The sequence below is a fragment of the Niveispirillum cyanobacteriorum genome, from assembly GCF_002868735.1.
GTDB lineage: Bacteria > Pseudomonadota > Alphaproteobacteria > Azospirillales > Azospirillaceae > Niveispirillum > Niveispirillum cyanobacteriorum.
Window position 1 is genome coordinate 3135147 of record NZ_CP025611.1, and the last position, 18530, is coordinate 3153676.

At 65.0% G+C, this 18530-nt stretch carries 20 protein-coding genes and 1 riboswitch; of the genes, 10 read left to right on the top strand and 10 right to left on the bottom strand.

Going from position 1 to position 18530, the window contains the following annotated elements:
- The first annotated feature begins 101 nt into the window (after nucleotides 1-101).
- Nucleotides 102-899 (top strand): polyphosphate kinase 2 family protein, encoded by a 798-nt coding sequence (locus C0V82_RS14600; protein WP_102112936.1) that lies wholly within the window; start codon nucleotides 102-104, stop codon nucleotides 897-899.
- Nucleotides 900-1090: 191 nt separating this feature from the next.
- On the opposite strand, the gene C0V82_RS14605 is transcribed toward C0V82_RS14600, so the two are convergent.
- The 3 genes from C0V82_RS14605 to C0V82_RS14615 all read right to left on the bottom strand — a co-directional run bounded on the left by C0V82_RS14605 (nucleotide 1091) and on the right by C0V82_RS14615 (nucleotide 2692).
- The gene (locus tag C0V82_RS14605; RefSeq protein WP_102112937.1) at nucleotides 1091-1414 is read right to left on the bottom strand and encodes a hypothetical protein; all 324 of its coding nucleotides are present in this window, start codon (nucleotides 1412-1414) and stop codon (nucleotides 1091-1093) included.
- A gap of 155 nt (nucleotides 1415-1569) precedes the next feature.
- The gene (locus C0V82_RS14610) at nucleotides 1570-2082 is read right to left on the bottom strand and encodes a nitrogen regulation protein NR(II) (protein WP_102112938.1); all 513 of its coding nucleotides are present in this window, start codon (nucleotides 2080-2082) and stop codon (nucleotides 1570-1572) included.
- The gene (locus C0V82_RS14615) at nucleotides 2072-2692 is read right to left on the bottom strand and encodes a response regulator (protein WP_054168488.1); all 621 of its coding nucleotides are present in this window, start codon (nucleotides 2690-2692) and stop codon (nucleotides 2072-2074) included. Before C0V82_RS14615 ends, C0V82_RS14610 begins: the two co-directional genes overlap by 11 nt.
- 532 nt (nucleotides 2693-3224) lie before the next feature.
- On the opposite strand from C0V82_RS14615, the gene rho reads away from it, so the two are divergent.
- The 3 genes from rho to C0V82_RS14630 all read left to right on the top strand — a co-directional run bounded on the left by rho (nucleotide 3225) and on the right by C0V82_RS14630 (nucleotide 7057).
- Nucleotides 3225-4493, top strand: a complete 1269-nt coding sequence (gene rho, locus C0V82_RS14620) for a transcription termination factor Rho (protein WP_094453654.1) — start codon at nucleotides 3225-3227, stop codon at nucleotides 4491-4493.
- A 456-nt stretch (nucleotides 4494-4949) separates the two neighbouring features.
- Nucleotides 4950-5153: a hypothetical protein gene (locus C0V82_RS14625; protein ID WP_102112939.1), complete on the top strand. Its 204-nt coding sequence runs from the start codon at nucleotides 4950-4952 to the stop codon at nucleotides 5151-5153.
- A 104-nt stretch (nucleotides 5154-5257) separates the two neighbouring features.
- Nucleotides 5258-7057: a M3 family oligoendopeptidase gene (locus C0V82_RS14630; RefSeq protein WP_102112940.1), complete on the top strand. Its 1800-nt coding sequence runs from the start codon at nucleotides 5258-5260 to the stop codon at nucleotides 7055-7057.
- A gap of 46 nt (nucleotides 7058-7103) precedes the next feature.
- Here the strand turns inward: C0V82_RS14630 and C0V82_RS14635 are convergent, their stop codons facing one another.
- Nucleotides 7104-7943, bottom strand: coding sequence for an isopenicillin N synthase family dioxygenase (locus tag C0V82_RS14635; RefSeq protein WP_102112941.1), 840 nt, complete (start codon nucleotides 7941-7943; stop codon nucleotides 7104-7106).
- A gap of 153 nt (nucleotides 7944-8096) precedes the next feature.
- On the opposite strand from C0V82_RS14635, the gene C0V82_RS14640 reads away from it, so the two are divergent.
- The 3 genes from C0V82_RS14640 (at nucleotide 8097) to C0V82_RS14650 (ending at nucleotide 10949) form a co-directional block, all read left to right on the top strand.
- The gene (locus C0V82_RS14640) at nucleotides 8097-9167 is read left to right on the top strand and encodes a patatin-like phospholipase family protein (protein ID WP_102112942.1); all 1071 of its coding nucleotides are present in this window, start codon (nucleotides 8097-8099) and stop codon (nucleotides 9165-9167) included.
- A 97-nt stretch (nucleotides 9168-9264) separates the two neighbouring features.
- A complete protein-coding gene (gene argJ / locus C0V82_RS14645) occupies nucleotides 9265-10503 on the top strand; it encodes a bifunctional glutamate N-acetyltransferase/amino-acid acetyltransferase ArgJ (protein ID WP_102112943.1) in 1239 nt (412 codons plus the stop codon).
- Nucleotides 10500-10949 (top strand): (deoxy)nucleoside triphosphate pyrophosphohydrolase, encoded by a 450-nt coding sequence (locus C0V82_RS14650; protein WP_102112944.1) that lies wholly within the window; start codon nucleotides 10500-10502, stop codon nucleotides 10947-10949. The genes argJ and C0V82_RS14650 overlap by 4 nt, the downstream gene beginning before the upstream one ends.
- On the opposite strand, the gene C0V82_RS14655 is transcribed toward C0V82_RS14650, so the two are convergent.
- The 4 genes from C0V82_RS14655 to def form a co-directional block, all read right to left on the bottom strand.
- A complete protein-coding gene (locus tag C0V82_RS14655; protein WP_102112945.1) occupies nucleotides 10950-11984 on the bottom strand; it encodes a COX15/CtaA family protein in 1035 nt (344 codons plus the stop codon).
- A gap of 58 nt (nucleotides 11985-12042) precedes the next feature.
- Complete coding sequence (locus C0V82_RS14660) at nucleotides 12043-12663, bottom strand: thiamine phosphate synthase (RefSeq protein ID WP_102112946.1); 621 nt, start codon at nucleotides 12661-12663, stop codon at nucleotides 12043-12045.
- Complete coding sequence (fmt, locus tag C0V82_RS14665) at nucleotides 12660-13586, bottom strand: methionyl-tRNA formyltransferase (RefSeq protein WP_102112947.1); 927 nt, start codon at nucleotides 13584-13586, stop codon at nucleotides 12660-12662. The genes C0V82_RS14660 and fmt overlap by 4 nt, the downstream gene beginning before the upstream one ends.
- 145 nt (nucleotides 13587-13731) lie before the next feature.
- On the bottom strand, nucleotides 13732-14229 hold the full coding sequence (gene def, locus C0V82_RS14670) for a peptide deformylase (protein ID WP_102113445.1): 498 nt from the start codon (nucleotides 14227-14229) through the stop codon (nucleotides 13732-13734).
- Nucleotides 14230-14384: 155 nt separating this feature from the next.
- A riboswitch (TPP riboswitch) is annotated at nucleotides 14385-14490 on the top strand.
- Here def and thiO point away from each other — a divergent pair.
- The 3 genes from thiO to thiG all read left to right on the top strand — a co-directional run bounded on the left by thiO (nucleotide 14483) and on the right by thiG (nucleotide 16616).
- Entirely contained in the window at nucleotides 14483-15631 is a 1149-nt protein-coding gene (gene thiO, locus C0V82_RS14675; protein WP_102112948.1) for a glycine oxidase ThiO, read from the top strand. Its footprint overlaps the riboswitch before it by 8 nt.
- 12 nt (nucleotides 15632-15643) lie before the next feature.
- Nucleotides 15644-15844, top strand: coding sequence for a sulfur carrier protein ThiS (thiS, locus tag C0V82_RS14680; RefSeq protein WP_102112949.1), 201 nt, complete (start codon nucleotides 15644-15646; stop codon nucleotides 15842-15844).
- Nucleotide 15845: 1 nt separating this feature from the next.
- Nucleotides 15846-16616 (top strand): thiazole synthase, encoded by a 771-nt coding sequence (thiG, locus tag C0V82_RS14685; protein ID WP_102112950.1) that lies wholly within the window; start codon nucleotides 15846-15848, stop codon nucleotides 16614-16616.
- 9 nt (nucleotides 16617-16625) lie between these two features.
- On the opposite strand, the gene C0V82_RS14690 is transcribed toward thiG, so the two are convergent.
- Both C0V82_RS14690 and C0V82_RS14695 read right to left on the bottom strand, forming a co-directional pair.
- A complete protein-coding gene (locus C0V82_RS14690; RefSeq protein WP_199772423.1) occupies nucleotides 16626-17309 on the bottom strand; it encodes a glutathione S-transferase family protein in 684 nt (227 codons plus the stop codon).
- 13 nt (nucleotides 17310-17322) lie between these two features.
- Entirely contained in the window at nucleotides 17323-18525 is a 1203-nt protein-coding gene (locus C0V82_RS14695) for a BaiN/RdsA family NAD(P)/FAD-dependent oxidoreductase (protein WP_102112952.1), read from the bottom strand.
- Nucleotides 18526-18530 lie beyond the last annotated feature (5 nt).

Below are 18530 nucleotides of genomic sequence, written 5' to 3' on the forward strand. Positions count from 1 at the left end.
TCATCTTCGCCGAAATTGTCGCGGATCATGTCAACCCAGGACTGGTGGCGATATGAAAGGCTCGTTTACACTGCCCTCCCGCACCCATCACCGGACACGCCATGCACGCCGCACACAAGCCCGTTCCCCGTCTGGCTGAGCTTGACATGAAGGCCCACCGCTATGCCGACAAGGGGGCCTATCAAAAGGAACTGGAAAAATTGCAGGAGAAGATCCTGCATGTGCAGCAGGCCTACTGGCATGGCAAGCGCCGGGCCGTGATCGTGTTCGAAGGTTGGGATGCTGCCGGCAAGGGTGGGGCCATTCGCCGCCTGACGGAGAACCTGGACCCGCGTGGCGCCCATGTCTGGCCCATCACCGCGCCCACGGCAGCCGAACAGGGCCGGCACTATCTGTGGCGCTTCTGGCAGCGTCTGCCCGAACCCGGCACCTTCGCCATTTTCGACCGGTCCTGGTATGGGCGCGTTCTGGTGGAACGGGTCGAAGGCTTTGCCAAGCCCCACGAATGGCAACGCGCCTATGATGAGATCAACGAGTTCGAACGGCTTTTGACCGATGATGGCGTGCGCATCGTCAAGCTGTTCATGCACCTGTCACCGGACGAACAGTTGGACCGGTTCAAAGAGCGGCTGAACAATCCCTATAAGCGCTGGAAACTGACGGCGGAGGACCTGCGCAACCGCGACCGGCGGCCCGCCTATGAGGAGGCGATTGACGAGATGTTCGCCCGGACCAGCACGGATCAGGCACCCTGGGTCGCCGTGCCCGCCGATGCCAAATGGCATGCCCGCGTGGCCGTGTTGCGCCATGTCGTGGATGCCCTGGCGGCGGGCGTGGACGTGACGCCACCGCCCCTGGACCCGGCGGTGAAGAAGGCGATGGAGAAGCTGCTGGGTTAAGGGGGCTTTACCTCTTGTGTAACTCCCCTCGTCATCCCGGCGGAAGCCGGGACCCAGGGGTCAAGCGCCCGACTTGTCAGCAGTGCCGATCCAGGCAGCATCAACGGTTGGTCCTGTGGCTCCTGGGTCCCGGCTTCCGCCGGGATGACGAGGGGGGGGGCCGTTCAATACCCTGCATCAGCGGGAAAAGCCTATGACCCCTTCTTGTCCACCGGCGTTGCGTCGGCGGCGCGGCGGGTACGCTGCCAGGCGTCCAGGGTCCGGCGCAGATTGGCGGCGGCTTCCCGCTGCAAGGCGGTGCGACCGGCGGCGGGATTGTTGAACGCCGTCTCCAGCTCCTCCTGCTCCGCCAGACAGGCCTCATAGCTCAACAGCGCATTGCGGTCGCTGTCGATCCTGTCGGCATGGCCGCTCTGGATACCGCCATCAATCCGAGGGAGGGTGCAGGGACCCGCAAAGGCAGGGCCGGCCACCAGCAGAGCGGTCAGGGCGAGGGTGCAGGATTTGGTGGACATGCGGATACCCGATGGAGGGTCGCGACAGGAATGATAACAGCGGCCATTACCCCTGTGCATCGCCTTGAGAGTCGCATGAATGCGCAGGCCATGACAGTGCCTATTTCACACCGAAAGGTTATAGCGCCAACTTCGGCACGCGTGCGGAAAATGCCTCAGCCACGCCGGCCCGCACCACGCAGGGCAACAGCCAGGGTGGTTGCCGTGCTTTCGGCATCGCGCGGCACGATCACCATACCATCGGCGGCGGCGGCCAGACCGGCATGATCGGCGGGGCCCGGCTGGTCGGCCAGGATCACGTCCCAGGAACTGGCGGCCTTGCGCAGCACCTGTACCGCGCGCGACGGGGTGGGGACCAGCGTTACCTCGCACCCATACCCGTCCAGTTCCAGGATCAGGGCATCGGCATCTTCAGAGGCCGACACCATCAGCACCCGCACCGCCGCCTCACGCCGGCTGGACGGGATGCGTTCGGCCAGTTCCATGGCCTGACGGCCTGCCCTCTGGATCTGGCGGGCGAACTCACGCTGCGGCCCGTCGGGCAGGTCAGACTCCAGGAAGGAAGCGAAGCCCAGCAGGGCGTTCAGCGCATTGACGAGGTCATGGCGCAGCCCGCGCGGCAGGCCATTGGCCTCCAGTGCGGGGGTTTGCGCGTCATCAGCGGGCAAGGCCCAGCTCCACGGCGCGCATGGCGGCCTGCGTGCGGTTCTTGGCGCCCAGCTTCCGGCACAGGCCCCGGATATGCAGCTTCACTGTCACCTCCTCAAGGTCCAGTGCGCGGGCGATCTCCTTGTTGGACTGACCCTTCAGCAGGAAGTCCAGCACCTCACGCTCGCGCCGGGTGAAGGTGCTGTTGAGCGCATTGCCGTCCGACGCCATGGCGCTTTCGGCCAGATTATCGGGCATAAAGGTCTCGCCTGCGGCCATGCGCTGCACGGCCTGCAACAGGATGGACCCCGGCAGCGTCTTGGGCAGGAAGCCCACGGCGCCGTGGGCCATGGCCAGACGGATATCCTCGTTCTTGGCCTCGCCCGACATCAGGGCGATCTTCAGCGATGGGTAGCGTTCGCGCAGGCGGACAAGACCGTTCAGCCCGTTCATGCCGGGCATGCGCAGATCCAGCAGCAGAATGTCGAACGGCGCCCCGTCATCCAGGACCTTCAACGCCTCGCTGACCGTGCCCACGCCCTGGACGAAAGTGCCCGGCGCCTCACGCTCGAAATGCGAGCGCAGGGCATCACGCAGAAGGTCATGATCGTCGGCAATCAGCAGGCGCATGTTTTTCTGCCCAAGGAGTTCACGTTAACGCCTCAATATTACAGCAACGGGCGATTGCGCATAGCCCCCTGTTTGGTCCACCACCGGAATAGGTGCCCTTAGCCTATGACCTTAAGCCGCAGGGGTATGGCAAATGGCCCCTGCTGTTTTGTTTTGACTTGGCCGCCCGGCTGGGATAACGGTTTGAGCAGGTGAAAGGTGATGCCGTTCGCCGGGGTGTCTTGGCATATCCCCGTCCTTTCCGGACTGCCGCAGGGTGGGCCGGCGCGAATCGCCGAAAGCAGGTTCTACCCGAACCGCCTTCGACAAGGGCCATTACCGGGGTTGGTTTCCCGACCGTCCCTACCGCTTCACCCACCGCCCCCCTCCCTTTTCAGGTCATTCGTCCAAAGCGAAGTCCCGTACTTCCGGCCCCTGGTTCCGATTCCGTTGCCGAACCTTGGCCGTGATCCCGCCCCAATCGGGGCGCATCCATGGGGGTGCCGCCCCCGTTCCCGCAACCGGCCGTATGGCCGACCGACAGCCAGATCCGATGAATCTCCAGGAACTCAAGGCCAAAACCCCCGCCGAGCTGCTCGCCTTTGCTGAAGAGCTGCAGATCGAGAATGCCGGCACCCTGCGTAAGCAGGACATGATGTTCGCCATCCTGAAGCAGCTGGCCGACAATGACGTGCCGATCTATGGCGAAGGCGTGCTGGAGGTGCTGCCCGACGGGTTCGGCTTCCTGCGCTCACCCGAAGCCAACTATCTGCCCGGCCCCGACGATATCTACATCTCCCCGTCCCAGGTGAAGCGCTTCGGCCTGCGCACCGGCGACACGGTGGAGGGTCAGATCCGGGCGCCCAAGGATGGCGAGCGGTACTTTGCCCTGCTGAAGGTCAACACCATCAATTTTGACCACCCGGACAAGGTGCGTCACCGCATCAATTTCGACAATCTGACCCCGCTTTACCCGGATGAACGGCTGAAGCTGGAGGTCGAGGTCGATAATAGCGGCAAGGGCCGCAAGGACATGACCACCCGCGTCATCGACCTTGTCGCCCCCCTGGGTAAGGGGCAGCGCGCCCTGATCGTGGCGCCGCCGCGCACCGGTAAGACGGTGATGCTGCAGAACATCGCCCATTCCATCGCCACCAACCACCCGGAAGTCTATCTGATCGTTCTGCTGATCGATGAACGTCCGGAAGAAGTGACCGACATGGCCCGCTCCGTGCGCGGTGAGGTGGTGTCGTCCACCTTCGACGAGCCGGCGACCCGCCATGTGCAGGTGACGGAGATGGTGCTGGAGAAGGCCAAGCGTCTGGTCGAGCACAAGCGCGACGTGGTGATCCTGCTGGACAGCATCACCCGCCTGGGCCGCGCCTATAACACTGTGGTTCCCTCGTCGGGCAAGGTGCTGACCGGTGGTGTTGACGCCAACGCTTTGCAGCGCCCCAAGCGCTTCTTCGGTGCCGCCCGCAATATCGAGGAGGGCGGCTCGCTTACCATCATCGCCACCGCCCTGATCGATACCGGCAGCCGCATGGACGAGGTGATCTTCGAAGAGTTCAAGGGCACGGGTAACAGCGAAATTGTCCTTGACCGCAAGCTGTCCGACAAGCGCATCTTCCCGGCCCTGGATATCCAGAAGTCGGGCACCCGCAAGGAAGACCTGCTGGTCGACAAGGGCGCCATGGCCAAGATGTGGATTCTGCGCCGTATCCTGAACCCGATGGGTCCGCAGGACGCTGTCGAGTTCCTGGTCGACAAGCTGAAACAGTCGAAGACCAACAACGATTTCTTCGACAGCATGAACCAGTAAGGGGCTTGGCCCACCGTTTGGAAAAGGCCGCCGCCGGGCAACCGGGGCGGCCTTTTTCATGGGCTGGGGAAGGGGTAACGGCGACATCTGCTGACTTCCGCCGCCTTTTCTCCTATCATCCCCCGATCAAGTCCCAACCCACGCTCAGCGCAATTCGGAGCCGCCGGCTTTCGGCGTTCGGCTCCTCGTGTCTCCTGAAACATCCCCTGTTTTTGTGTTGCACGGCGTTGCATGGACCGGGGAAGAGCGGGGGCTGACCATGCCGCTCCCACCGAAGCCATAGACCATTTCATAGACCGGGTGACCGCCATCACGGCGGACCGCCGCGCAAATGGATAGGGTGGCTGAAATTGATCATGTCGCCATTGAAATGTCATGGAACCGGCGCATGATCACATCGTTGCCTCGTGGAACCGCGTATGCAGGCCCTCAAGGGGCCCGGACAGGAGGACGCCCATGGAAAACAATGATTTGATGCTTGATGATACCCTGCTTGGCGAGGTCAGCCTTGGTGAGCTTCTGTCCGACCCCATCGCCCTGCTGCTGATGGATCGTGATGGTGTGATGCCAGAGGATGTGCTGCGCATTGTCCGCGTCACAGCGGGACGGATCGCCAGCAATGATTGCGGTCCCGTCGGTGCGGCCATATCGGCCGCCTGACCTTTTGCACCTGATATGACGGACGGGGCGGTCGCCCGTCCGATTGAACTGCCGCTGCCCCCGTGCCATATGCAATTGTGAGATTGCAATGCCGGAGGGGTATCGTGCCCGACAGCCTGAACCATGCCGACCTGGGCGAATTGCCCGCCTGGGACCTGTCCGACCTGTATGCCGGGCCCGACTGCCCGGCATTAGCAGCCGACCTGACCCAGGCGGAGGCTGATGCCGCCGCCTTTGCCGAACGCTATCAGGGCAAGCTGGCGGGGTTGAGCGGGGCTGAACTGGCCCAGGCAATTGCCGATTATGAGAAGCTGGATGAGGTTCTGTCGAAGGTCATGTCCTTCGCGGGCCTTCTCTATGCCTCCAATATGGCCGATCCCAATATTGGCCGCTTCTATCAGGGGATGAGCGAGCGGGTGACGGGCATTTCCGTCCATCTGCTGTTCTTCACGCTGGAGATCAACCGGCTTGAGGATGCGGCCCTGGAGGCCAAGCTGGCCAGCCCGGCCCTGGCCGCCTACAGCCCCTTCCTGCGCGATACCCGCATCTTCCGCCCGCATCAGCTATCGGACGAGTTGGAAAAGCTGCTGCATGAGAAGTACGTGGCGGGCCGTGCCGCCTGGACCCGGCTGTTCGACGAACATCTGGCCGACCTGCGCTTCCCCGTCCGGGGGGAGGAACTGACATCGGCCCAGGCCCTCAACCTGCTTTCCTCCACCGATCCTGTTATCCGCAAGGAAGCGGCGCAGGTGCTGGGCGAGGTGCTGGGGAAGAACCAGCGTACCTTTGCCCACATCATGAACACGCTGATCAAGGATAAGGAGATCGAGGATCGCTGGCGGCACTATGCCAACCCCTGGTCATCCCGCAACCTGGCCAATCAGGTGGAGGATGAGGTGGTGGACGCGCTGCTCTCCTCTGTCCGTGCCGCCTATCCGCGCCTGTCCCACCGTTACTATGCGCTGAAGGCTAAATGGTTCGGGCAGGATAAGCTGGATTACTGGGACCGCAACGCGCCGCTGCCCGGCGATGATGATCAGAAGATCCCGTGGAACGAGGCCAAGCGCATCGTGCGCGACGCCTATGCCCGCTTCAGCCCGCGCATGGCGGAGATCGGTCAGGAGTTCTTCGACAATCCCTGGATCGATGTGCCGCCGCGTCCGGGCAAGAATCCCGGCGCCTTCGCGCACCCGGTGGTGCCCTCGGCCCATCCCTACCTGCTGCTGAACTATATGGGCCGCACGCGCGATGTGATGACGCTGGCGCATGAGCTGGGCCATGGCGTGCATCAGTATCTGTGCCGCGAACAGGGTCACTTGCAGGCCTCCACACCGCTGACATTGGCTGAAACCGCGTCGGTGTTCGGGGAGATGCTGACCTTCCGCGGCCTGCTGGATGCCACCACCGATCCCAAGAAGCGCAAGGCGCTGCTGGCCGGCAAGGTGGAGGACATGATCAACACCGTCGTCCGCCAGATCGCGTTTTATCAGTTCGAACGCAAGCTGCACACGGAACGGCGTGAGGGCGAGCTGTCAGCCGAGCGGATTGCCGATATCTGGATGGAGGTGCAGACCGAAAGCTTAGGCCCGGCCTTCCGCTGGGAAGACAGCTACCGGCCCTACTGGACCTATATCGGGCATTTCGTCCACTCGCCCTTTTATGTCTACGCCTACGCCTTCGGCGACTGTCTGGTGAACAGCCTGTATGCGGCGTACCAGGAGGCGGCGGCCAAGGGTGAGGGCGCGGCGTTTGCCGACAAGTATATGCAAATGCTGTCGGCGGCGGGCACGCTCCACCATACCGACCTGCTGGCCCCGTTCGGGCTTGACCTGAAGGACCCGTCCTTCTGGAACAAGGGTCTGGGTCTGCTGGACAGCTTCATTACCGAGCTGGAAGGGCTGTGAGGTCATAGCGGAGGCATGAGGGGAACCTCATGCCTCCCGTACATCCTTACTTCTTCAGGCCGATCTCACGCAGGCGCTGATCCAGATATTGACCGGCCGTCAGCTCATCCGAGAGGGGGGCGTCGGGGCGGGGATGCAGGAACAGCGGCATGGAATAGCGGGAGACATTATGTTCCGGCGGCGGGTTCACCACGCGGTGGGTCGTCGCCGGGAAATACCCGCCCGACGCCAGTTTCAGCATGTCGCCAGCATTGACGGCGATCATCCCGGCATCACAGGGCACGTCGTGCCAGTTTCCGGCAGTGTCCTGGGCCTGCAGCCCCGGCTCGCTTCCCGTCACCAGCAGGGTGATCAGGTTGATATCCTCATGCGCCGCGGCGCGCACGGCCCCCGGCTCATACCCCTCGCCGATGGGCGGGTAATGCAGGACGCGGAACAGGGTGCTGGTCGAGCCATCCATCATGTTGGGCAGCGGCTGCTTGAAGCTGTTGCGCAGGTCCTCGGGCACATTGTCCTGGATCCAGTTCAGCAAGGTCAGGCCCATGGCGGACAGATCGGCATACATCCGGTCGGTCGCGTCCTTTACCTGCGGCGGCAGGCGGCGGCCCGGATAGACATGGTAGAATTCCTTCAGGTCCTTGACGGCGCTGTCCTTGGCGTTTTCCGACTTGAACGGGAAATAGCCGTCCTGGATTTCCGGGTCGAACGTGTACTCGTGCTTGCCGTCCCAGGCGAAGAAACCGGACCAGACCTTGTACAGGTCCTGGATCAGGGCAGTGTCGATGCTGTGGTTGCGCAGGACGGCGAAGCCGGTTTCGCGCAGCGAGGTGACGAACTGCTGTGCGGCATCGGGCGCCCGGTAATCCACGGTGGCGATATTGAACATGGGTCTGTTGCCTTAGGCCTGATGTTTATGTGTATGGCTTGGTTCCTATCATCACGTTGCCACGCCCCGCGTCAATAGGCGGCCCCTTGCCGGAATGTCGCGCGCTGCCTATGTTGCGGCGCGATAGACCCTTTAACCATGCGGCGGCCCCCGATGCGTCCCACGCCCCTGCGTTTCCTGGCCGGTTCAGAGGCCATGGCCCGCATCCGCCGTGACGGGCTGCACGAGGATCTGTTCGATGTGGTGGCGGGCGCCAGCGGCGGGGCGAAATGGCTGGCCCTGACAAGGCTGGATCAGGCCCTGTTCGGTAGCTGGTTCCGCGACCGCGTACGCCCGCTGCATATGGTGGGCAGCTCCATCGGCACATGGCGCTTTGCCTGTCTGGCCCAACCCGACCCGGTGGCCGCCTGCCAGCGGTTTGAAGCCTGTTATCTTGACTACGCCGTCGACGGGCCGGTCAGTGCAAGCGAACTGACCGCCCATTGCCGGGATTTCCTGGATGTGATCTTCGGGGCCGACGGGATCGGCCATGTCCTGGCCCATCCCTTCATGCGGCAATCCATCCTGGCGGTTCGGGGCCGGGGACCGATACGGCCCGGCACGGGGAAGGTGGGTCTGGGTCTGGGCTTAGGCGCCGCTGGTCTTGCCAATCTGGTCAGCCGCCGCACCCTGCCGGCCTTCTTCGAACGCACCGTCCTGCATGATGGCCGCGATGCCCCACCATTTAATCTGAATGCGGAGTTCCCGACCCAGGCAGTGCCCCTGACACCTGCCAATCTGGTGCCGGCCCTGTTGGCATCGTCTGCCGTACCCTTCGTCTTTGACGGGGTCGTGGATATGGCAGGCGCGCGGCCCGGTCTTTATCTGGATGGCGGGATCATGGATTACCATCTCGATATGGGCTTCACGCCGCCGGGCCTTGTCCTCTATCCGCATTTCTCCCACCGCATTGTGCCGGGCTGGTTCGATAAGACGCTGCCCTGGCGCAGGGCGCGGGCTGCCAACCTTTCGCGCATGCTGGTCCTGTGTCCTTCCGTGGAATTCACCAAAGCCTTACCCTTCGGCAAGATCCCCGACCGTGGCGATTTCCGCCGTATGGATACCGCCACGCGGCAGAAATACTGGCGGACGGCGGTGGCGGAGACGGACCGCTTGGCCGATTGCTGGCGTGAAGCGTTGGAAAAGGACCGGGTGCCGGACCTGCTGGAACCCCTGGTTCCCTGACCAGCCTTAGCAGTGTCATCGAACCTGCACTTGACCGCCGGCCCCTGCATCGGCTTCATGCGCGAACCTTACTCCCCTCCAGCCGGAGCCCGCACCCATGGCCGTCTCGCCGCTCGCCCCCGCATCCTTCCCGTCGCTACCGCCCATTGCCGGCGTGCGTCTGGCCGGGCACCGCGCCGGCATCCGGTACAAGACGCCGCGCAACGACGTGATGGTCGCGGTGCTGGATGAAGGCTCCAGCGTGGCCGCCGTCCTGACCCGGTCGCTGACAGCATCGGCCCCCATTCATCGCTGCCGCGCCCATTTGGCCGGCGGCTCCGTGCGCGCCCTGGTGGTCAATGCCGGCAATTCCAACGCCTTCACCGGCAAGGCCGGGGAGGCGTTTGTGGACGCCACCATCGATGCCACCGTCGCCCTGCTGGGCTGTAAGCCCACAGAAGTGTTCCCCGCCTCCACCGGCGTCATCGGGCAGCCGATGCCCGCCGACCTGATCGCCAAGTCGCTGCCGGAAGCCTTCACCAAGCTGGTCCCGGCAGAAGGGGAGGCCTGGGAGGTGGGGGCCCGCGCCATCATGACCACCGACACCTTTCCTAAGGGGGCGTCGGCCACGGCCACCATCGACGGCGTGACTGTGACTGTTGCTGGCTTCGCCAAGGGCAGCGGCATGATCGCGCCGGACATGGCGACGATGCTGGCCTATGTCTTCACCGACGCCAATATCGCCCACGCGCCCTTGCAGGCGGTGCTGTCGTCAGCCACCGACCGGAGCTTCAACTCTATCACGGTGGATGGCGATACCTCGACGTCCGACACGCTGGTCCTGTGCGCCACGCGCAAGGCCGGGCATGCGGCCATTGAGGGCACCGACGATCCGCGTCTGGCCGCCTTCGCCAAGGCCGTGGATGCCGTCTGCCTGGACCTGGCGCAGCAGATCGTGCGCGATGGCGAGGGGGCGACCAAGTTCGTGGAAATCCGCGTCACCGGTGCCGACAGCGATGCCGCTGCCAAGCGCATTGCTCTGACGGTGGCCAATTCGCCGCTGGTGAAGACCGCCGTGGCCGGGGAGGATGCCAACTGGGGCCGCATCGTGGCCGCCGTGGGCCGCTCTGGCGAACGCGCCGACCGCGACCTGCTGGTCATCTCCGTCGGTGGCGTCCAGATCTGCGCCAATGGGATGGAGGTGCCGGGTTATGACGAGGCACCGGTGGCCGCCCATATGAAGGGCCAGGAAATCCTGATGGAGGTTGATATCGGCTTGGGCACGGGCACCGCGACGGTCTGGACCTGCGACCTGACTCACGGCTATATCGACATTAATGGCAGCTACCGGTCGTGAGCGGCGGCGACACACCCTGCTGGCAGGAACCGGTCCGTAAGGGGCCGGTCCGCACCGTCCTGGTGGCCGCCGTTGCCCTGGTCGATGCCGATGGGCGCGTGCTGCTGGCCCAGCGTCCACCGGGCAAGTCCATGGCGGGCCTGTGGGAATTTCCCGGTGGCAAGGTCGATGCGGGCGAGACGCCGGAGGCGGCCCTTGTGCGGGAATTGAAAGAGGAACTGGGGATCGACACGGCGGAAAGCTGCCTCGCCCCCATCGCCTTTGCCAGCCATACCTATGAGACGTTCCACCTGCTGATGCCGCTCTATGCGGCGCGCGTCTGGAAGGGCACGCCTACGCCGCTGGAGGGGCAGCAGCTGGCCTGGGTCAAGCCGGTGCGGATGGGGGATTACCCGATGCCGCCGGCGGATATCCCGCTGATTCCCATCCTGCGGGATTTGCTGTAATCACCGCCGGAGGGTGTGGATCGACCGGATCAGCAGGGCGATAACCACCAGGGCGCCCCCCTGGTGGGCCGACCCCAGCGCCACCGGTACGGCATGCAGCAGGGTGGTGATACCCAGCACCACCTGTCCGCCAATGCCCAGCGACAGCCACAGGGCCGACCGCTTCGCCACTTCCGGCAGGTCTGCCCGCTGACCTACGCGCCAGGCATAGGACAGAACCACCGCCGCCGTGGCGATGGCCAGCCAGCGATGCGTGAACTGCACCATCGCGGTATTCTCAAGGAAGTTCAGCCAAGCCGGCGACAGGTTCCAGACCTCCGGCGGGGCGAATTCCCCGTTCATCAGCGGCCAGGTATTATAGGCGAAGCCGGCATCCAGCCCCGCCACGAACGCCCCCCAGACCACCGTGATGGACACCAGCACCATGGCGGCCCAGCCATGACGGCGCAAGTCCGCACGGTCAGAGCGGTGGGCAGCGCCGGGATGGCGCAGGCCCAGGCCCGCCTGGATCAGCAGGGCGTAAAGGATCAACGCCATGGAGAGATGCATGGCCAGCCGGTAGTGGCTAACATCGGTCCGCACCGACAGGCCCGACTGCACCATGAACCAGCCGATGAAGCCCTGAAGCCCACCCAGCAGAAACAGGCCCACCAGCTTGGGCAGCATGGACCGGGTCACCATGCCCTTCACGGCGAACCAGATCAGCGGCACCGCGAAGACCACGCCGATCAGACGGCCCCACAGGCGGTGGAACCATTCCCAGAAGAATATCTGCTTGAACTCATCCAGGCTCATGCCCCGGTTCAGGACCTGATATTCGGGGATCTGCTTGTACTTTTCGAACTCGATCAGCCACTGCGCCTCGTTCAGCGGCGGCAGGGTGCCCGTGATGGGCTTCCATTCGGTGATGGACAGGCCGCTTTCCGTCAGGCGGGTGATGGCGCCGATGATGGCCATGACAAAGACCATGCCGGCACAGGCCAGCAGCCAGTTGGCAACGGCGCGGTGGCCGGGGACGAGAGGGGCGGCGGTCATGACAGGCCGTTCGGTGGGTGAAAAGATGCCGTGATATGGGGTCGATACGGCCCGTTGGTCAAATGCCGGGCTTGCGGCCCCGCGTCGCAGCCAGGGCGGACAGGATCGGCCCCGACGCCGCCGGATCGCGCATGACTGCGCCCATGACCGCAACACCGGCCGCCCCGGCGCTGATACAGTCCCCGGCATTGCCAGCGTCAACCCCACCCAGCGCCAGGGTGGGCAGCGGCATGCCGGACAGCGCCGCCGGCCCCATGGCCGGGCCGTAGCCCGGCTTGGATGGGGTCAGGAAAATGGGGCTGAGCGTAGCGTAATCCGCCCCGTCGCGCGCCGCCGCCGCCACACCATCCCGGTCATGGCAGGAGGCGCCAATCAGGGCGTCCGGCCCCAGAATGCGACGTGCGCCGGCAATGTCCGCCCCGTCTGGCAGATGCACGCCATGGCAAAGTGGCGCCAGTTCCGGCATGCCATGGACCGTCAACGTCCCACCGACGCCGTCCAGCAGGGGCCGCAAGGCCAGCAGTAGGTCCGCCTGCTGTGCCACGGGCAAATCCTTTTCCCGCAGGCTGACCCAGCGGCAGCCCGCCGCTACCGAAGCCGCCACGGCGGCCAGTATCCCGCCCGCCGCCTGCGACCGGTCGGTGATCAGCAGCAGGGGTGGGGCGGGCAGAGGCCTCACGCCGTCAGCCTTCCGCCGATCTGGTGGGGATAGCCGCGCAGGAAGGCAGCCCCATCCACCGGCCCCTTGCCGGGCCGCTGCACCCGGATCAGGCGCAGCGCCCCCTTGCCACAGGCCAGGGTCGGGCCAGAATCCAGAAGGGTGCCGGGTTCGCCCGCGCCATCGACGGCCACCGCCTCCAGCACCTTCAACTTCTCGCCATTGGCTAGATCAATCCAGGTGCCGGGCCAGGGGGTCAGGCCGCGCACCTGCCGGTCCAGTTCCGGGGCGGGGCGGGTCAGGTCCAGCCGGCCCTCATCCTTGGACAGTTTGGCGGCATAGGTCACGCCCTCATCGGGCTGCGGCACCGGGGGCAGGGTGCCATCGACGATGCCGGGCAGGGCCGCCACCATCAGGCGCGCGCCCATGGCGGCCAGCGCGTCATGCAATTCGGCGGCATTCATCCGCGCCGTGATGGGCAGGGCGTCCTTCAGCAGCATAGCGCCCGTATCCAGACCGGCATCCATCTGCATGATGGTCACGCCCGTCTCTGCATCCCCCGCCAGGATCGATCGCTGGATGGGGGCGGCTCCACGCCAGCGCGGCAGCAGGCTGGCATGGACATTGATGCAGCCGAGGCGAGGTGCGTCCAGAATGGCCTGCGGCAGGATCAGGCCATAGGCCGCGACGATGGCGCAATCCAGGTTCAGGCTTGCGAATTCTGCCTGTTCGTCAGGCTTGCGCAGGCTTTTGGGCGTGCGCACCTCAATGCCCAGGGCGTCGGCCCGGCGATGCACGGGGCTGGCCTGCAATTGCTGCCCCCGGCCGGCGGGACGCGGCGGCTGGCTGTAGACGCACACCACCTCATGGCCGGCGGCGACCAGCGCATCCAGGATGGAGACGGAAAAATCCGGCGTGCCCATGAAGGCGAGACGCAGCGGCATGGGGCACCTCCCGGCGGAGAGTGGAAGGGAGCGTTTTACGGGCCTCCGTAAAACGCTTCGGCGGCGACCGCCGCCGCGCCGCACGTGCGGCGTCAAGCCAAGCCGCGGATGCGGCGCCGGCGATTGAGGAACGCGAACGCTCCCCTTACTTTTTCGCCTTGTTATATTTGCGCAGCAGCATGTTGCGCTTCAGCGACGACAGATGGTCGATGAACAGTACGCCGTTCAGATGGTCGATCTCATGCTGGATGCAGGTGGCCAGCAGGCCGTCCGCATCCATTTCCCGCACCTCGCCGCCCCGATCAACATAGCGCACGCGCACCATCTTGGGCCGCGTCACCTCGGCATAGATCTCAGGGATCGACAGACAGCCTTCCTGGGTGATGGCCTGTTCGTCCGACGTCCAGATCAGTTCTGGGTTGACCATGGCTAGCGCGTCGCTGCGGTTTTCCGACACGTCCACGACGATGACCCGTTCCAGCAACCCGATCTGTGGGGCGGCCAGGCCGATGCCCGGCGCCTTGTACATGGTCTCCAGCATATCATCCATCAGCGTCGCCACGCGGCCATCGACATTGGTCAAGGGCTTGCACTTCGCCTTCAGGCGGGTGTCGGGGATGGTGAGGATGGGCAGAAGCGACATGGGTGCGGAGTCCGGGCAAAAAAGGGGCGGGACGGGACTGTCCCCAAAGGGGCAAATATGCCCAGTACCGCCAATGGTCAAGCGCGATCCCGGCGGGGCGGAAATGATGCTGCGCGTCCCCTTGCATTCCGGACGTGACAGGCCCATGACATAGCGCATGGACCCTGGGGTGCCGCATGCATTATCGCCATGCGGCTGAGATCACACCCATCGAACCTGATCCGGGTCATGCCGGCGAAGGGAGAAGGCGGAAATGAGTTTGCTGCACAGACATGACAGACCGCGCGTCGCCATCATCGGCGGCGGCATCATCGGCATGGCCATCGGTTGGCGTCTGGCCCAGGCCGGGGCGTCGGTCGATATCTTTGAGCGCGCCAATGCCGGCCAGGGGGCCACCCGCGCCGCCGCCGGCATGCTGGCGGCGGGGGTGGAGGCGGAACCGGGAGAACAGCGCCTGCTGCCACTATGCCTTGAAAGCCAGGCCCGCTGGCCGGGTTTCGCCGCAGAGCTGGAGGCGTTGACGGGCCTGCCCGTCGGCCTGCGGACCGAGGGGACGCTGGTGGTGGCGAGCACGCGGGACGAGGTGGAACTGCTGCGGTCGAATTACGAATTTCAGCGCGGGCTGGGCCTGGACCTGACCTGGCTGTCGGGGGCGGCGGCCAAGGAGAAGGAACCCTTCCTGAACCCGCGTACGGCGGCGGGCGTGTTCAGCGCCAGGGACGGACAGGTCGATAACAGGCTGGCAGCTGCCGCCCTGCGCGTGGCCTTGGAAAAGATGGGCGCCCGTCTGCATGAAGGGGCGGATGTTACGGCCCTGGATGTTCAGGCCGGGCGGGTGACGGGCGTGGTCCTGGGCGATCGTGTGGTGCCTGCCGATACGGTCGTCCTGGCCGCCGGTGCCTGGTCGCGCCTTGTTCCCGGACAGGCCAGCCCGCCGCCGGTGCGGCCCGTAAAGGGGCAGATGATGTCGCTCGCCATGGACCCCGCCAACCCGCTGTTGACCCATGTCGTCTGGGCGCCCAAATGCTATCTGGTGCCGCGCGCCGATGGCACCCTGATCATCGGGGCGACGACAGAGGAAAAGGGGTTTGACGCACAGATGACGGCGGGCGGGGTCCTGGCCCTGCTGGATGCCGCCTGGCGCGCCCTGCCGGGGGTGGAGGAACTGCCGGTCAAGGAAATGTGGGTGGGCCACCGTCCCGGCTGCCGTGATGATGCGCCCATCCTGGGGCCGGCGGCGGGATTGGAGGGGCTGGTGCTGGCCACGGGCCATCACCGCAACGGTATCCTGCTGGCCCCTATCACCGCAGACGCCATCGCCGATCTGGTCTTGACCGGGCGTGTCGATCCGCATATCGCCCCGTTCGGGGCTGGCCGTTTCGATGCGGCACGCGCCGCTTAAGGGGTGGAGCTAATGATCAGCGTCAATGGCAAGAACCTGGAGCCGGACAATTACGCCCTGACCGCTGTGATGGCGGTTGAAGGGATTGATCCGGGTGCGCGCGGCATTGCCGTGGCGCTCAACGATAGTGTGATCCCGCGCGGGCGCTGGGCCGATACCATTCTTTCCCCCGGCGACCGGGTGGAAATCGTCAAGGTTCTGCAAGGTGGTTGAGATGAATGATCCGCTGAAGATCGCCGGCAAAAGCTTCCGGTCCCGCCTGTTCTTAGGCTCCGCCGGTTATCCCAACCAGCAGGTGTTCCTGGACAGTCTGCAAGCCTCCGGCTCCGAAATCCTCACCGTCTCTGTCCGCCGCGCCGACCTGACCGGGTATGGCGAGGGGTTGCTGGATCTGGTGGCGGGCAAGGTCTGGCTGCTGCCCAACACCGCCGGCTGTTCCACAGTCAAGGATGCCGTCCTGACCGCGCAGCTGGCGCGTGAGGCCATGGACACCAACTGGATCAAGCTGGAACTGATCGGCGATCGGGAGACACTGTATCCCGACGTCGAACAGCTGCTGCGCGCGGCGGATGAGCTGGTGCGTGACGGGTTCGTGGTCCTGCCCTATTGCACTGATGACCCCATCATCTGCCGCCGGCTGGCCGATGTTGGCTGTGCCGCCGTCATGCCGCTGGGCGCCCCCATCGGCACGGGTCTGGGCATCCTGAACCCCTACAATATCGAGACGATCTGCCGGAACAGCACGGTTCCCGTCGTCCTGGATGCCGGCATTGGCACCGCTAGCGATGCGGCATTGGCCATGGAACTGGGCTGCGATGCCGTGTTGTTGAACACTGCCGTCTCCAAAAGCACCGATCCGGTGATGATGGCGGCGGCCATGCGGGCCGGGGTGGAGGGGGGCCGCATGGCCCGGCTGGCCGGCCGCATTCCCAAGCGCCTGCGCGCGGAGGCGTCCAGCCCGGAATTGGGCCTGATCGGGACGTAACGCGGAGCTTCAGCCCTTTGTCGTCGCCCGGTCCCGGTCCGCTGCCTCATAAAAGCCCATCTGGTCGGCATGGGCCTTTTGAAAGGCGGGGCGGGCCGTGATACGGGCCACATAGGCCTCCGTCGCGGGCCGGTCGCCAAAGGCTCGCACATCCCGTACGCGCAGCACATCAGCCATCAGCAGGTCGGCGACGGTGAAGCGGCCGGCGGCCAGCCATTCGCGCCCACGCAGCACGGTCTCAAGCTGATCCAGGCGCTTGGTCACCCAGCCCGTCAGCTCATTATCCTTGCGGCCTGACATACCCAGGAACCACCAAGGCACGCTGACCATCTCGATGGAGTTCAGGGCGGCCAGGGTCCATTGCAGCGTATCCGCCTCCCCCACCGGATCGGACGGCATCAGGGTGGCACTTTTGCGCGCCAGATGCAGCAGGCCAGCACCGCTTTCAAACAGTTGCAGACCGCCATCGTCCAGAAACGGCACCTGCCCAAAGGGCTGTCGGTCGAGATGGTTGGTGTCCCGATCCTCAAACCGGATGGTCCGTACCGTATAGGGCAGGCCCGCCTCTTCACACGCCCAGCGCAGGCGCAGGTCGCGAACAAAGCCGCGCGGGCCGTCGGGTACCCAATCCAATGTCCAGATGGTCAGTTCGCTCATGGTCGCGGGCCTTGTGATGGGGGGATGCCCGATCATGGCCCATCCGCCCCTACGCCGCCATCCCCGCCGCATGGCCGCTGGACCAGGCCCACTGGAAATTATAGCCACCCAGCCAGCCGGTGACGTCCACCGCTTCCCCGACCACGAACAGGCCGGGAATTTTCCGGGCTTCCATGGTCTTCGATGACAGCTCGGCCGTATCGATGCCGCCCAGCGTCACCTCCGCCGTGCGGTAACCCTCGGTCCCGTCCGGGTGAACGGTCCAGGCGTGGAGGGCGCTGGCCACCGCCATCAGGTCGGCATCTTTGATATCGGCCATGGGCCGGTTGGCCAGGGGGGCGGGGCCGATCAACGCCACATCAAACAACCGCTCGGCAAAGCGGCGGGGCAGGATTTCGCCCAGGATGGTCTTCAGCTCCGCCTTGTGGCGCGTCTTCTTCAGACCTTTCAGATGCTCAGCCAGGGCCAGATCGGGCGACAGGTCGATGCGTACCCCCTGTTCCTCCCGCCAGTAGGAGGAGATTTGCAGGATCGACGGGCCCGACAGGCCGCGATGGGTGATCAGCAGCGCTTCGCGGAACTTGCCCTTGCCGCAGGATACGCTGGCCTCAAGCGGCACACCCGACAAATCCTTCAGCTTGTCCAGATCAACGGGCGCAAAGGTCAGGGGCACCAGGGCGGGGCGCGGCTCCACCACATTCAGCCCCCATTGGCGCGCCAGCCGGAAGGCAAAGTCGGTCGCCCCCATCTTCGGAATGGACGGGCCGCCGGTCGCCAGGATGAAGCTGTCGGACGTGAAGGTGCCATGGCTGGTCACCACGCGGAACCCGCCGCCATCGACCGGTACCACATCATCAATCCGGCATTCCGTGCGGATCGCCACGCCGGCATCGGCGCATTCATCCAGCAGCATGCCCAGGATGCGCGGGGCCCCATCGTCGCAGAACAACTGCCCCAGCTTCTTCTCGTGCCAGCCGATACCGTGCCGGTCGACCAGGGCGATGAAATCATGCTGCGTATGGCGCTTCAGGGCGGAGATGGCGAAATGCGGGTTGGCCGACAGGTACCGGTCGGGCTTGGCGTCCAGATTGGTGAAGTTGCAGCGCCCGCCGCCGGAGATCAGGATCTTCTTTCCCACCTTCTCCGCATGGTCCAGCACCAGAACGCGCCGCCCGCGCCGCCCGGCAAAGATGGCGGCGTAAAGCCCGGCGGCCCCGCCGCCGGCGATGATGATGTCGTGATGATTGTTCATGCTGT

Bases quoted from the DNA above. Each gene is read 5' to 3' on its own strand.
- C0V82_RS14600 (WP_102112936.1), top strand. From the start codon at position 102: ATGCACGCCGCACACAAGCCCGTTCCCCGTCTGGCTGAGCTTGACATG.
- C0V82_RS14605 (WP_102112937.1), bottom strand. From the start codon at position 1,414: ATGTCCACCAAATCCTGCACCCTCGCCCTGACCGCTCTGCTGGTGGCC.
- C0V82_RS14615 (WP_054168488.1), bottom strand. From the start codon at position 2,692: ATGCGCCTGCTGATTGCCGACGATCATGACCTTCTGCGTGATGCCCTG.
- rho (WP_094453654.1), top strand. From the start codon at position 3,225: ATGAATCTCCAGGAACTCAAGGCCAAAACCCCCGCCGAGCTGCTCGCC.
- C0V82_RS14625 (WP_102112939.1), top strand. From the start codon at position 4,950: ATGGAAAACAATGATTTGATGCTTGATGATACCCTGCTTGGCGAGGTC.
- C0V82_RS14635 (WP_102112941.1), bottom strand. From the start codon at position 7,943: ATGTTCAATATCGCCACCGTGGATTACCGGGCGCCCGATGCCGCACAG.
- C0V82_RS14640 (WP_102112942.1), top strand. From the start codon at position 8,097: ATGCGTCCCACGCCCCTGCGTTTCCTGGCCGGTTCAGAGGCCATGGCC.
- argJ (WP_102112943.1), top strand. From the start codon at position 9,265: ATGGCCGTCTCGCCGCTCGCCCCCGCATCCTTCCCGTCGCTACCGCCC.
- C0V82_RS14655 (WP_102112945.1), bottom strand. From the start codon at position 11,984: ATGACCGCCGCCCCTCTCGTCCCCGGCCACCGCGCCGTTGCCAACTGG.
- fmt (WP_102112947.1), bottom strand. From the start codon at position 13,586: ATGCCGCTGCGTCTCGCCTTCATGGGCACGCCGGATTTTTCCGTCTCC.
- def (WP_102113445.1), bottom strand. From the start codon at position 14,229: ATGTCGCTTCTGCCCATCCTCACCATCCCCGACACCCGCCTGAAGGCG.
- thiO (WP_102112948.1), top strand. From the start codon at position 14,483: ATGAGTTTGCTGCACAGACATGACAGACCGCGCGTCGCCATCATCGGC.
- thiS (WP_102112949.1), top strand. From the start codon at position 15,644: ATGATCAGCGTCAATGGCAAGAACCTGGAGCCGGACAATTACGCCCTG.
- thiG (WP_102112950.1), top strand. From the start codon at position 15,846: ATGAATGATCCGCTGAAGATCGCCGGCAAAAGCTTCCGGTCCCGCCTG.
- C0V82_RS14690 (WP_199772423.1), bottom strand. From the start codon at position 17,309: ATGATCGGGCATCCCCCCATCACAAGGCCCGCGACCATGAGCGAACTG.
- C0V82_RS14695 (WP_102112952.1), bottom strand. From the start codon at position 18,525: ATGAACAATCATCACGACATCATCATCGCCGGCGGCGGGGCCGCCGGG.